Annotated in this window: 12 protein-coding genes; 4 read left to right on the forward strand and 8 right to left on the reverse strand. The window is 65.2% G+C overall.

From position 1 onward, the window contains the following. Positions 1–72 precede the first annotated feature (72 nt). From CSZ94_RS19855 to CSZ94_RS19875, 5 genes are all read right to left on the reverse strand, one after another. A complete protein-coding gene (locus CSZ94_RS19855; RefSeq protein WP_102123138.1) occupies positions 73–606 on the reverse strand; it encodes a gluconokinase in 534 nt (177 codons plus the stop codon). 31 nt (positions 607–637) lie between these two features. Further along, positions 638–1141: an OmpA family protein gene (locus CSZ94_RS19860; protein WP_102123106.1), complete on the reverse strand. Its 504-nt coding sequence runs from the start codon at positions 1139–1141 to the stop codon at positions 638–640. Between the two features lie 16 nt (positions 1142–1157). Then, positions 1158–2417, reverse strand: a complete 1260-nt coding sequence (locus CSZ94_RS19865; protein WP_258001105.1) for a diguanylate cyclase domain-containing protein — start codon at positions 2415–2417, stop codon at positions 1158–1160. Positions 2418–2425: 8 nt separating this feature from the next. Continuing rightward, the gene (locus CSZ94_RS19870) at positions 2426–2998 is read right to left on the reverse strand and encodes a YfiR family protein (RefSeq protein WP_258001106.1); all 573 of its coding nucleotides are present in this window, start codon (positions 2996–2998) and stop codon (positions 2426–2428) included. Positions 2999–3192: 194 nt separating this feature from the next. Next, entirely contained in the window at positions 3193–4845 is a 1653-nt protein-coding gene (locus tag CSZ94_RS19875; protein WP_102123108.1) for a Na+/H+ antiporter, read from the reverse strand. Between the two features lie 161 nt (positions 4846–5006). Between CSZ94_RS19875 and CSZ94_RS19880 the strand changes: the two genes are divergently transcribed. The 4 genes from CSZ94_RS19880 to CSZ94_RS19895 all read left to right on the forward strand — a co-directional run bounded on the left by CSZ94_RS19880 (position 5007) and on the right by CSZ94_RS19895 (position 9916). Further along, the gene (locus CSZ94_RS19880) at positions 5007–6305 is read left to right on the forward strand and encodes a cytochrome c (protein WP_102123109.1); all 1299 of its coding nucleotides are present in this window, start codon (positions 5007–5009) and stop codon (positions 6303–6305) included. A gap of 16 nt (positions 6306–6321) precedes the next feature. Then, positions 6322–6789, forward strand: a complete 468-nt coding sequence (locus tag CSZ94_RS19885; protein WP_102123110.1) for a (2Fe-2S)-binding protein — start codon at positions 6322–6324, stop codon at positions 6787–6789. Beyond that, the gene (locus CSZ94_RS19890; protein ID WP_102123111.1) at positions 6782–9100 is read left to right on the forward strand and encodes a xanthine dehydrogenase family protein molybdopterin-binding subunit; all 2319 of its coding nucleotides are present in this window, start codon (positions 6782–6784) and stop codon (positions 9098–9100) included. Before CSZ94_RS19885 ends, CSZ94_RS19890 begins: the two co-directional genes overlap by 8 nt. 150 nt (positions 9101–9250) lie before the next feature. Continuing rightward, entirely contained in the window at positions 9251–9916 is a 666-nt protein-coding gene (locus CSZ94_RS19895) for a dienelactone hydrolase family protein (RefSeq protein WP_102123112.1), read from the forward strand. Between the two features lie 9 nt (positions 9917–9925). Here the strand turns inward: CSZ94_RS19895 and fghA are convergent, their stop codons facing one another. The 3 genes from fghA to lepB are packed head-to-tail and all read right to left on the reverse strand — an operon-like array spanning position 9926 to position 12434. Next, positions 9926–10792, reverse strand: a complete 867-nt coding sequence (gene fghA / locus CSZ94_RS19900; RefSeq protein WP_102123113.1) for an S-formylglutathione hydrolase — start codon at positions 10790–10792, stop codon at positions 9926–9928. Between the two features lie 56 nt (positions 10793–10848). Continuing rightward, positions 10849–11712, reverse strand: a complete 864-nt coding sequence (locus CSZ94_RS19905; protein ID WP_102123114.1) for an NAD-dependent protein deacetylase — start codon at positions 11710–11712, stop codon at positions 10849–10851. A 50-nt stretch (positions 11713–11762) separates the two neighbouring features. Next, positions 11763–12434, reverse strand: coding sequence for a signal peptidase I (gene lepB / locus CSZ94_RS19910; protein WP_102123115.1), 672 nt, complete (start codon positions 12432–12434; stop codon positions 11763–11765). Between the last annotated feature and the right edge of the window lie 21 nt (positions 12435–12455).

Raw genomic sequence — 12455 nt, forward strand, 5'->3', positions numbered from 1 at the left:
TTTACTGAAAAACGAAAAGACAACCAAGGCCGGCATCGCTACCAAACGCTTAAAAGCTGGCTGGAATGCCGACTATCTCGCCAAGGTCTTGGGCTTGCCGACCTGATGCTTCATGCAATCGCCCTGGCGGCCTGTCCAGGGCGCTTGCAGGATCTGTTCGACCAGCACGCCCAGCGGCTGGCGGATATCGAGCACGATGCCGGCCTCGTCCGGCAGCAAAGGCTGCAGGGTGGCCAGCTGGCTGTCGAGCAGGCTGGCCGGCATGAAATGGCCGGGGCGCTGCATGCGGCGCTCCAGCACGTCGCGCGGGCCGTCCAGGTGGGCAAAGCGCAGGGCCGGGTCGCCTTCGCGCAACAGGTCGCGGTAAGCGCGTTTCAGGGCAGAACAGGACACCACCAGGCCGCTGCCCTGCGCACTGGCCGTGGCGATGCGCTCGCGCAGGGCGGCCAGCCAGCCGGCCCGGTCGGCATCGTCAAGCGCGATGCCGGCCGCCATCTTGGCCACGTTTTCCGGCGGATGCACATCGTCGCCTTCCACGTAGGGCACGCCCAGCGCGTTGGCCAGCAGCTTGCCGACGGCGCTCTTGCCGCAGCCGGACACGCCCATCACGACCCAGCGCACGACGGGAGCGCCCACCTCAAGGCGCCGAAACGATCACGGTGACGCGGCGGTTTTCCGCCTTGCCCGTCTTGCTGGCGTTCGAGGCCACGGGTTTGCGCATGCCCAGGCCCTTGACGGCGATGTTGTCACGTGGAATGCCCGATGCGCTCATGGCGTCGGCCACCACGTTGGCGCGCGCCAGCGACAGCTTGTTGTTGTACGCTTCCGTGCCTTCGTTATCCGTATGGCCTTCCACGCGCATGTGGGTGATGCCCACTTTCAGCAGGGCGGCGCTGATTTTCTGGATGGCGTTGCGGCTCGGCGGCGTCAGCTTGGCGGCGTCGAATTCGAACAGCAGCTTGTCGGTAAAGCTCAGTTCCCAGCCTTCGTCGGTCTGCTTGAAGCCTTGTTCCTTCAAGGTGGCGACTTGCTCGGCGTTGAACAGCGGTTTTGCCTCTGGCGTGCTGTGGCAGGCGGCCAGCAGGCCCAGCATGAACAGGCCGAGTAAGCCGAGGCGTAATTGCTTGTAGATGAATTGCATGGTGTTGCTCCTTGGTTCAGGGGTGAGTGTGGAGTTGCTGCAGGCGCGCCACCTGGCGCGTGCCGCGCTGCGCCTGTTTGGCGCGGTACATGGCATCGTCCGCCGCGCCGACCAGCGAGGCGGCGTCGATGGCGTGATCGGGGAAGACGGCCACGCCGATGGTCAGCGAGCTGACGATGCTGTTGCCGGTAGGCAGTTCAATGGCTTGCGCCATGGCGGTGATGATGTTGTCGGCGATGTGCATGGCGTCGCTGCTGTTGCGCAGCGGCTTGAGCAGGATGGCGAATTCGTCGCCGCCCAGGCGGGCCACCAGGTCGCCTTCGCGCAATTGCTGCTTGATGCGCGCGGCGATCGTCACCAGCACGCGGTCGCCCGAGGCATGGCCGAAGGTATCGTTGATGTATTTGAAGCGGTCGCTGTCGAGGAACAGCACGGCCACCTTGCCATTGCCGACGCGCGCTTCGAGGATGGCGCGTTCCAGCTCCGCTTCCATGAAGGCGCGGTTCGACAGGCCCGTCAGGCTGTCGTGGTTGGCGCGGTGCGACAGCGAGGCGTGTTCCTTTTGCAGATGGCTTTGCCACGCTTCCAGTTCGTCGAGCAGGGCGTTGAAGTCGTCATTGAGCTGGTTCAGTTCGGCAATATTGGCCGGTGGCACGCGCAATTCGAACGAGCGGTCGCGACGCACACGGTGGGCCGTTTCCGCCAGGTGGCGCAGAGGCGAGGTGATTTCCGTTTCCATGCGGCGCGACAGGCGCACGGCGACGGCCAGGCTCAGCACGAGGCAAGCCAGCAGACAGGAGAGGCCGCTCAGCAGGAAGGGCAGCAGGCTGCGGCTGTGCGGCACCAGCTTGATGCTGCCGATGGCTTGCTCATTGCGCATGATGGGGAAGGTCAGCGAATCGGGCAGCATCCAGCCCGTCAGCGCGCGTTCGATGTAGTAGCGGGTGCCGTGCTGACCCCGTTCCCAGCGGGCCAGCACCTTGCCGGCCGTGTCGCTCACCTGCGCCTGGTCAATATCTTCATTGACGCCGATCAAGGCCAGTGCTTCTTTGGCGGCCAAGGAGTCGCCAAAGACGACGGCCCCTTCCACCGTGTAGCTCATCGAGCGGGCTACCAGGCGCAGGTTCTGGTCCGAATACACGCGCAGGGCCAGCAGCGCCACGGCTGTCAGGGTCAGGCCGGCCGCCAGCACGGCGATCAGCGACACGCTCAGGTGGGCGCGCCGCAGCACGCTGTCGAGCGTGGGGCGGGGCTTGCGCGTCAGTCGGGGAGGCATGCCGGCGCTCATGGCGGCGGTGCCTTGCGACGTGCAATCTGCAAGGCGTTCGGATGCACGCGCAGGCCGCTGCGGGCGATGGCGTCGAGGTTGACGTCAAAACCGATCTGCGCCTCGGAGAGGCGCAGGCAGAACATGGTGCCCACGCTGCAGGACGTGCGGGGTTCGGCGACCGATAAAATTGGCTTGCCGATGATCTGCGCCAACAGAAGCTCGCGTTCGACATCGGGCAGGCTGCCCAGATAAATGACGTCGCATTCGGCGGCTGCGGCGGCTGCCGCCGGAATTTTCACGCGGATGCGCTGGCCCACGCTGGAGGCGGGCGTGTCGACGATGGCCGCGCCATAGCGGGGCGCGCCGAGCATGCAGACGCGCACTTCCGGGCGCGCCACGGGCCAGCGCACATAACTGATGATGCCAAACAAGACCTGGGCCACTTCGGCCGGTCGCCTGGCGTCGGCCTCCGCGCCCGTCTGCGCCCATGCCGCAGACGGCGCCAGCGCGGCCAGTAGCGAGGTCAGCAGCACGGCGAGCAGGGCAGGCAGCGCGCAGCACTGCCGGTGGCGAAGGGAGGAGGGCACGGCGTCGGTGTCTTTATGCAGGTCGGGTGGCTATTCAAATTCTTACGCTACAACACAGACTCTACGGAAGTCCTTGCTGAAAGTAAATCACGGCGCTACGCCATAAACCTTGCATTATAAACACGAATGTGAAAACTTGCATTCTTTACCATGAAAATTACTTGTCAACACTGCCGTGTCACGCCAAAGTGTTGCTATTCTTCCAGTGTCGCTTCCAGCAAGTCGATTTCGCGCAGCAGGCGCAAATGGATGGTGTCGTCGAGTTCGCCCGAGATGCGGCGGCGGAACAGTTCATCGCGCTCCGCATTCAACGCTTCCAGGCGCAGCGCGCGCTCGGCCTTGGCCAGTTCCTGCAGCCGCATTGCCTCGTCATTGCTGCTTTCGCCATACGCGAGACGGCGCCGGTAGGCTTCGATCAGGCGGTTGGCCGCCTCGGTGACGACTTGCTGCTTGTCATTCTTGTCGATGCCTTCGCAGACTTTTTCCAGCCGCGCGATGGCCGCTTCGGCAGCAGCGGCGCGGGCATTGCGCTCTTCCGTCGAGCGGCGCGCGGGCGGCGCGAACACCAGGCCCTTGGTCAGCAGGGGCAGGGTGACGCTGGCCAGCAGCAGCGACAGCAAAATCACCCCCATGGACAGGAAGATGACGAGGTCGCGCGCGGGAAAACGCGTGCCGTCAGGCAAGAACAAGGGCAGGGTCAGGATGCCGGCCAGGGTCAGCGCGCCGCGCACGCCCGCAAACGACGCCACCAGCAGCAGGCGCAGGCTGGGACGCGCCAGCAGCGCGGCATCCTTCGATTCGCCCGCCATTTTCTTGTGGTGCTTGAACAGGGTCAGTTTCATGGAAATGAAGACCCAGATGAAGCGCATGAAGGTCAGCCCCACCGTGATGGCGATGACGAACAGCGGCAGTTTCCAGGCGCTGCCGGCGCCCACTTCCATGGACGCGGCGGGCAAGCCGGCCACGGTGGTGGGCAGCTGCGCGCCCAGCATGACGAAGATTACGCCATTCAAGACCAGTTGCACGGTATCCCACACGGCCTTGCGCTGGGTGCGCGTGGCGGCCAGCGGACGGCCGATCAGGTCGGCGTAATGCATGGACACGCCCGCCGTGGCGGCGGCCAGGATGCCCGAGCCGTGGATTTGCTCGGCGCCCAGGTAGGCGGCAAACGGAATCAGGATGCTGATGAGGATCTGCAGGCCCGGCTCTTCGCCAACCTTGCTCACCAGCCATTTATTCGCCAGCCCCACGCCCCACGAGATGGCCAGGCCGATGAGGATGCCGCCGCCCGCTTCCTGCAGAAAGCTCAGCGAGGCGGCGCCGATGGAAAAGCCGCCCGTCATCATGGCGCCCACGGCAAACGTGAAGCAGACCAGGCCTGAGGCGTCGTTCAGCAGGGATTCGCCTTCGAGTATGTGCATCAGGCGCGGCGGGATGGGGTTGCCGGCCGCGATTGCCGATACGGCCACGGGGTCGGTGGGCGAGAGGATGGCGCCCAGCGCGAAGGCCACGGCCAGCGGCACGCTGGGGATCAGCCAGTCGATGAAGAAACCCATGCCCAGCACGGTAAACAGCACCAGGCCGATGGCCAGCATCAGGATCGAGCGCGCATCGGAAAAGAAGGCGCCCTTGGGAATGCGCCAGCCGTCGAGAAACAGCAGCGGCGGAATGAAGAGCAGGAAGAAAATATCGGGATCGAGCGGCACTTGCACGCCAAACAGGGCCAATCCCGTGCCGCCGGCGATCTGGATCAGGGGCAGCGGCAGCTTGACCCAGCGCGAGCGGGCGAGAAAGCCGCACAGGACGACGCTAAGGACGAGGATGAGGATGATGGTAACGGTATGCATGAAGGAGCGGCGGCGTGCTGAAACGCTGATTATAAGGCGCAGCCCGCGCATGGCGTTGCCTGCGTGTCATTGCGTACATACAGCAAGTCACAATCGCGGTAAGATTGTCATAGTGGCCCTTTTACCGGCGCGCCTTGTTTTCACTCTGACTGGTTCCTGTTTTGTTCAAAAAGATTTTCACCGGCTTGCTGCTGTCGCTGGCCCTGCTCATCGTCGCGGCCCTGGCCGCCTACTTGTATTACTGGCGCCCCGCGCTGGCGCCCATCGATCCGCCTGCCGCCACGGCGTTTTCCCCGCAAGTGGTGGAGAAGGGCCGCATCCTGGCCGGCATGGGCAATTGCGCCGCCTGCCATACGGCCAGTGGCGGTGCCGATTATGCGGGCGGCCATGGCCTGGCCACGCCGTTCGGCACGATCTACGCGACGAATATCACGCCCGACAGGCAAACGGGCATCGGCCGCTGGTCGCTGGCCGCCTTCCAGCGGGCCATGCGCGAAGGCGTGGGCCGCGATGGCGCGCATTTGTATCCGGTCTTTCCATACACCCACTTCACGCTCGTCTCGGACGCCGACCTGACGGCTTTGTACGCGTATTTCATGACGCGCCCGCCCGTGTATGCGGTCGCGCCCGCCAACAGCGTGCCTTTCCCATTGAACCTGCGCCCCTTGCAGGCGGGCTGGAAGCTGTTGTTTTTCAAGCCTGCCAGCTTTCAACTTGATGCCGCGCAAGGGCTGGACTGGAACCGGGGCCGCTATCTGGCCGAGGGACTGGCCCATTGCGCCGCCTGCCACACGCCGCGCAATGCGCTGGGCGCCGAGCTGGCCGGTTCAGCGTATCTGGGCGCGTCCATCGATCACTGGTATGCGCCGGCCTTGACCAGCGCCAACACGGCACCGCTGCCGTGGACGCAGGATGAACTGTATGCCTTCCTGCGCACGGGGGCGACGGCCCTGCACGGCGTGGCGGCCGGACCCATGTCGGCCGTCGTGCACGAAGGCATGGGCGCATCGCCCGATGGCGATATCCGCGCGCTGGCCACGTATTTTGCCGGCGTGGCTGGCATCGGGCAACGCCAGGTCGATACCGATACCGTGCTGAAAGCCGGCCTCGCCCGTTCGCAGCGCGTCAGCCTGGTCGACAACGACCGTGGCGCCAGCCTGTACGTGGCCGCCTGCGCGTCTTGCCACTCGAACAGCGATGGCCGGCCCGTGGCCCTGCGTCCGGAACTGAGCCTCAACAGCGCCGTCAGCGCGCCCGATCCTGCCAACCTGATCCAGGTGATATTGCACGGCTTGAGCAAGGATGAGGCCATGCCTGGCGTGCTGATGCCCGGCTTTGCCGCCGCGCTGACGGACAACGACGTGGCCCAACTGGCCGCCTATTTGCGCCGCAGCCGCAGTCACCAGCCGGCCTGGATGAATCTGGAAGCAACGGTGGCACGCACGCGCGCCGGCAAGTAATTCTTGAAAGTATCTTATGTATAACATTACCGTCAATGGCCAGGCCTTCGGCACCGAGGTCGACGCCGAAACGCCTCTGCTGTGGGTGCTGCGCGACGAGGCCCATCTGAAAGGCACCAAGTTTGGCTGCGGCATCGGCATGTGCGGCGCCTGTACCGTGCATGTGGATGGCCGCGCCATGCGTTCGTGCATCACGCCCATCGCCGCCGTCACCGGTTGCGCCATCACCACCATCGAAGGCCTCTCGCACGATGGCACGCATCCTCTGCAGCGGGCCTGGGTCGCCACGCAGGCGCCCCAGTGCGGTTATTGCCAGTCGGGCCAGATCATGCAGGCGGCCACCTTGCTGCGCGACTATCCGCAGCCGACGGATGCGAATATCGATGCCGTCATGAGCGGCAACCTGTGCCGTTGCATGGCATATGTGCGCATCCGCAAGGCGATCAAGCTGGCGGCCGGCATGCAGGAGGCACCCGGTGTTTAAGTTGCTAAAAGAAACTACCAGTGTCCGTCCCCCTGCATTGGGGCGGCGCGGTTTCCTGATCGCCGCCGCCGGCACGGGTTTTACCCTGGCGTTCTTGCGCGCCGACAGCTCTTTGGCCGCCGGCAAGGTGGCGCCCGTGCCGCCCGTCAAAGCCAGCGCACCCGTATTCGATCCCAGCATCTGGTTGCAGATCGAGCGTGACGGCATCGTCACCGTCAATATCGCCAAGGCGGAAATGGGTCAGCATATCGGCACCGCCCTGGCGCGCATCGTGGCCGAGGAGCTGGAAGCGGACTGGAGCAAGGTACGCCTGCATTACGTGGATACGGACCCGAAATGGGGCTTGATGGTGACGGGCGGTAGCTGGTCCGTCTGGCAGAATTTCGACCCGCTCAGCCGTGCCGGCGCGGCCGGGCGCCTCGCGCTGATCGAGGAGGGCGCGCGCCTGCTGCGCGTACCCATGTCCGCCTGCCACGCCAGGCTCGGTGTCGTGCATGGCCGCGGGCGCTCGATCAGCTATGGCGACATCGTGCGCCGTGGCAAGCTGGCGCGCCAGTACACGCCGGAGCAATTGAAGTCCATCGTGCTGAAGACGCCGCAGCAGCGCAGCCTGATCGGCCAGCAGGTGCAGGCGCTGGACATTCCATCGAAGACGAATGGCACGGCCGTGTACGGCATCGATGCGCAGGTGGAGGGCATGCTGTATGCGCGCCCGAAGATCCCGCCCACGCGCTACGGTTCAAAAGTCGTGTCTATCGATGATACGGCGGCGAAAAAGGTGAAGGGCTACTTGCGCTCGGTGGCCTTGCAAGACCCCAGCGGCACGGTACCCGGCTGGGTCATGGTGGTAGCCGACACGTATGCGGCCGCCATGCGCGCTGCCGACCTGGTGCAGGTGACATGGCGGGCCGGTGCGGCCGCCCACGTGTCGGAACAGGATATCGTCAACTATGCGGGCAAGCAGCTGGCCGATGCCAGCCTGGGCGCCCGCGTGGTCGATGACGATGGCGTGGAGCAAGCATTCAAGGATGCCAGCCTGCAACTGGAACGCCACTACACGACCAGCACCGTGCTGCATTTCCAGCTGGAACCGGTGAATGCGCTGGCGCAGGAAATCGACGGCGTCTGGCATATCCATGCAGGCAACCAGTGGCAATCGTTGATCCTGCCCGTGCTGGCGCAAGCGTTGCAGGTGCCGGAGAGCAAGGTCATGCTGCATACCTATCTGCTCGGTGGCGGCTTCGGGCGGCGCTTGAATGGCGATTATTGCGTGCCGGCCGCGCTGGCCGCGCAAGCCGTGGGGCGCCCCGTCAAGATGATTTGCACGCGGCCCGACGATGCGCGTTTCGATTCGCCCCGTTCGCCGTCCATGCAGCATGTGCGCATGGCCTTCGATGCTGACGGCAAGGTCTCGGCGATGGTGCACGAAGCGAGCGCGGGCTGGCCCACGCAAGCCATGATACCCGCCTTCCTGTCCAAGGATAAGCAGGGCCATCCTTATGACCCCTTCGCCATCGCCGGCGCCGACCACTGGTACACGGTGGGCGCGCAGCGCGTGCGGGCAGTGTCGAACGACCTGGCCAACAGCAGTTTCCGCCCCGGCTGGCTGCGTTCCGTGGGCCCGGGCTGGACGAATTGGGCTGTGGAAAGTTTCATGGACGAGGCGGCGCAGGCGGCCAAGGTCGATCCGCTGGCGTTCCGTTTGTCGCTGCTGCAGGCGACGGGCCGCAACGCGGGCAGTGCGCCGAACGCCGTCGGTGGCGCCGCGCGCCTGGCCCACGTGCTGCAGCGGGTGGCGGACAAGGCGGGCTGGGGCACGGCGATGCCGCCCGACACGGGCCTGGGCATCGCCGCCACGTTCGGCCAGGAGCGCGACATGCCCACCTGGACGGCCTGCATTGCCCGGGTGAAAGTGGACCGCAACACTTGCATGGTGAAAGTGGAAAAACTGTTCATGGTGATCGACGCGGGCAGCATCGTCGATCCCGATGGCGCGCTGGCGCAGGCGGAAGGGGGCGCACTGTGGGGCGTGAGCATGGCCTTGCATGAGGGCACGGCTTTCCTCAGCGGCGAAGTGAAGGATACCAACCTGAATACCTACACGCCCCTGCGCATGGCCGACGTGCCCGAGCTCGATATCGAATTTGTTGCTAGCACGGCAACTTCAACGGGCATGGGCGAGCCGCCCACGACGGCCGTGGCGCCCGCCATTGGCAACGCCATCTTCGCCGCCGTGGCGTCACGCGTGCGGCATTTGCCGATCCGCCCGGAAGCCGTGCTGAAGGGGCTGGACCGGCACGGTGCCGTCTGACGCCGGCGCGTGGCAAATTTGCCGCGCGCCGCGCGTGAACGCACGCAGGCTGCTACACTGAGGCTTGCGGCTCAGGGCGTGCAGGCGGCGCACTGCCCGGCACAATCAGCGCAATAGCATTGTGATGTCAGCTCGATAGCGGAGGCAATCATGCAAGAACAATTTGTCAGCATCACGGCCGATGAACTTCAAATGGACGGCGTGCTTGAAATGCCCGAGCGGCCGGTGGGCATCGTCCTGTTTGCCCACGGCGCGGGCGCCGACAGCGACTACCTTGGCGCCTCCAGTCACGCCACTTCCCAGGATTTTTTGCGGGCGGGCATCGCCACCTTGCGCTTCGACCAGGGCGGTGTCGAGCCTGGCGGCGGCAGCAATGGCCATGCGTATTTCGTGCGCAGCGATATCGTGCTGCTGGCGCGTCAACTGGAAAAAGCCCTGGGCTGGCTGCAAATGGACCCATCCACGCGGCGCTTGCCCTGCGGCCTGTATGGCTATGGCACCAGCGCCGCCGTGGTGATGCAGCTGGCGGCCTGGCGCAGCGCGGAAATCGCTGCCCTGGCCGTCTGCGATGGCCAGGTGGAAATGGCGGGCAAGGCGGCGCTGGAAAACGTGCGCGTGCCATCCTTGCTGATCGTGGGCGGGCGCGACCCCGATGTGGCTGGCCTGAACCGCATGGCGTTTGCCACCTTGCGCTGCGACAAGCAACTGGAACAGATCGCCGCGCCTGGCGGCCCCGACACGCGCCACCAGGCGGCCTTGCTGGCTACGGACTGGTATACGCGCCATTTCAACGGGCATACCAGTACGGCGCAGTAGGGCAGTTGGTCAGGCGGCGCGCAGGTTTTTCGCATGGAAGCGCACATGCTCTTCCATGAAGCTGGCGATGAAGTAATAACCGTGGTCATAGCCGGCATGGCGGCGCAGCCGTAATGGCTGGCCGGCGTCGCGGCACGCCGCTTCGAACACCTCGGGGTGCAGTTGCTCGGGCAGGAACTTGTCGGCCAGACCCTGGTCGATCAAGATGCCGTCGGGAAATGGTGCCGGCTGGCCTTGCAGGCCGCGCATCAGTGCGCTGGCGTCGTAGTGCTGCCAGCTGGCAGCGTCGCTGCCCAGGTAGCCCGTAAACGCTTTCTTGCCCCACGGACATTGACTCGGCGCGGCGATGGGGGCGAAGGCGGACACGGAGCGGAACAGGTCAGGATTGCGCAAGGCCAGCACCAGCGCGCCATGGCCGCCCATCGAGTGGCCGAAAATACCCGTGCGTTGCGCATCGATCGCCAGTTCCTGTTCCAGCAGCGCGCGCAGTTCCAGGAGGTAGCTGTACATGCGGTAGTGCGTGCTCCAGGGCGCTTCGGTGGCGTCCACGTAAAAGCCTGCGCCCACGCCGAAATCCCAGGCATCCGTTTCGCCCGCGATGTTGGCGCCACGGGGGCTGGTGTCGGGCGCGATCAGGATCAAGCCTTCCTCGGCCGCCACGCGCTGCGCGCCACCCTTGATCATGAACGTTTCTTCCGTGCAAGTCAGGCCAGCCAGGTAAAACAGGGCGGGGCGTTTGGTGCTGACCACGCTGCCTGGCGGCGTGTCGGGAATGAAGGCCGAGAAACGCATGGGCAAGCCGACGGCGTGCGCCTCGTGGCGATAAAAGCGTTGTACGCCGCCAAAACAAACGTGTTCACTCAACAGTTCCAGCATGAATTCTCCTCGTCAATCCCACAGTATAGCCAGAGTGGCGCACCGCTGAGGCCCGATCAGCCCAGCATGGCCGCTAATGCTGGCAAGATGTCTTGTGCCGGCGCATCGGTCTTGAATGCCAGCAAATGGTCGGCGCGCGTCTTGCCCAGGTTGATGGCGGCCACGGGCTTGCCCGTTTCGGCCGCCAGGCGGCACAGGCGAAAGCTCGAATACACCATCACGGACGAGCCCACCACCAGCAGGGCGCTGGCGGCCTGCATCTTGCGCTCGGCCTCAGCCGCGCAGGCGGCGGGTACGCCATCGCCAAAAAACACCACGTCGGGCTGCAGGGTGCCGCCGCAGCGGGGACAGACGGGCAGGTGGAAGGTGGCCAGCCGGGACGGTTCCAGCAAGGCGTCGCCATCGGGCGCCGGGGTGGCCGTGGCGCCCAGCATCTGCGGATTGTCGCGCTCCAGCATGTCCTGGATCAGGCGGCGCGTGTGACGGGTCCGGCAATCGAGGCAGACCACGCCATGTATGCTGCCATGCAACTCCGTGACGGCAGCGCTGCCGGCCTGCTGATGCAGTCCATCCACGTTTTGCGTGACCAGGCCGCCAATGTGCTGGCGCTGTGCCAGTCGCGCGATGGCCAGGTGACCGGCATTCGGCGTGGCGCGCGCGAGGGTGGGCCAGCCCACCATGCTGCGCGCCCAGTAGCGGCGGCGCACGGCTTCCTGGCGGCGAAAATCGGGGCCTTGCACGGGGGCGTTGCCGTGTCGTACGCCCTCATTGTCGCGGTAAGCGGGAATGCCGGACGCCGTGCTGATGCCGGCGCCCGTCAGCAGCAGTACGTCGGGATGGCGCTGCAGGAACTGCGCCAGCTGCTCCAGGGCGGCATCGTCGTTGGCGGCTTGCAGGCTGGCTGAGGGGAAGTTTTGCATGATGCGCCATGCTAACCGAAAAGCACGGCGCCGTTGCGAAGGGGGGGTGTTTACTCCAGCTTCATGCCGAAACGCTGCAGCCGCGGCTGCCAATGGTCTTGGATATTGGCCGACACGAGGATGCGCTCGGCCTTGCCGATCAGCAATGCGCGTGGCACGAAGCCGAAATAGCGCGAGTCGGCGCTGTTGTCGCGGTTATCGCCCAGCATCATGAAGTGGTCGGCCGGCACCGTCACGGGGGCAAAGCTGCGCGCCGCGCCCGCGATTTGCGGCAAGACCTGGATGCGGTGCTGCTCGGTCGCGTTGCGCTCGCTGATACGCTGCGCCGTCAGCTGGCCCACATGGGCGATGGTTTCAGGCGCCGTGTCGAGCGCCGTGTAGCGGGCGGGCTGGCCATTGATGACCAGCTCTTCATTGCGCATTTCTACCTGGTCGCCGGGCAGGGCGATGATGCGCTTGATCAATCGCGTGCCGTCTTTCGGCGAGGAAAAGGTGACGATATCGCCCCGCTGCGGTTCGCCCAGGCGCTGCAGCACGATATCGGTGAGCGGTACTTTCAGGTTGAAGGCGAGGCGGTTGACGAAGACCACGTCGCCTTCGAGCAGGTTGGGGCGCATGGATGCAGACGGTATGGGATTCCAGTCCGCCACGGCCGTGCGGAAGACGCCGAACAGCAGCAGAAACATCAAAAAACCTTTGTTGGCGCGCATCCATGTTTTCATGTTGGCTCTTTCGCCGGGCCG

Source organism: Janthinobacterium sp. ROICE36 (assembly GCF_002869965.1).
In the GTDB taxonomy this organism is placed as follows: Bacteria; Pseudomonadota; Gammaproteobacteria; order Burkholderiales; family Burkholderiaceae_D; genus Janthinobacterium.

What these genes read in the sequence shown, in the direction of transcription:
- CSZ94_RS19855 (WP_102123138.1), bottom strand. Translation starts at nt 606, where the DNA reads ATGGGCGTGTCCGGCTGCGGCAAGAGCGCCGTCGGCAAGCTGCTGGCC.
- CSZ94_RS19860 (WP_102123106.1), bottom strand. Translation starts at nt 1,141, where the DNA reads ATGCAATTCATCTACAAGCAATTACGCCTCGGCTTACTCGGCCTGTTC.
- CSZ94_RS19865 (WP_258001105.1), bottom strand. Translation starts at nt 2,417, where the DNA reads ATGCCTCCCCGACTGACGCGCAAGCCCCGCCCCACGCTCGACAGCGTG.
- CSZ94_RS19875 (WP_102123108.1), bottom strand. Translation starts at nt 4,845, where the DNA reads ATGCATACCGTTACCATCATCCTCATCCTCGTCCTTAGCGTCGTCCTG.
- CSZ94_RS19885 (WP_102123110.1), top strand. Translation starts at nt 6,322, where the DNA reads ATGTATAACATTACCGTCAATGGCCAGGCCTTCGGCACCGAGGTCGAC.
- CSZ94_RS19895 (WP_102123112.1), top strand. Translation starts at nt 9,251, where the DNA reads ATGCAAGAACAATTTGTCAGCATCACGGCCGATGAACTTCAAATGGAC.
- fghA (WP_102123113.1), bottom strand. Translation starts at nt 10,792, where the DNA reads ATGCTGGAACTGTTGAGTGAACACGTTTGTTTTGGCGGCGTACAACGC.
- CSZ94_RS19905 (WP_102123114.1), bottom strand. Translation starts at nt 11,712, where the DNA reads ATGCAAAACTTCCCCTCAGCCAGCCTGCAAGCCGCCAACGACGATGCC.
- lepB (WP_102123115.1), bottom strand. Translation starts at nt 12,434, where the DNA reads ATGAAAACATGGATGCGCGCCAACAAAGGTTTTTTGATGTTTCTGCTG.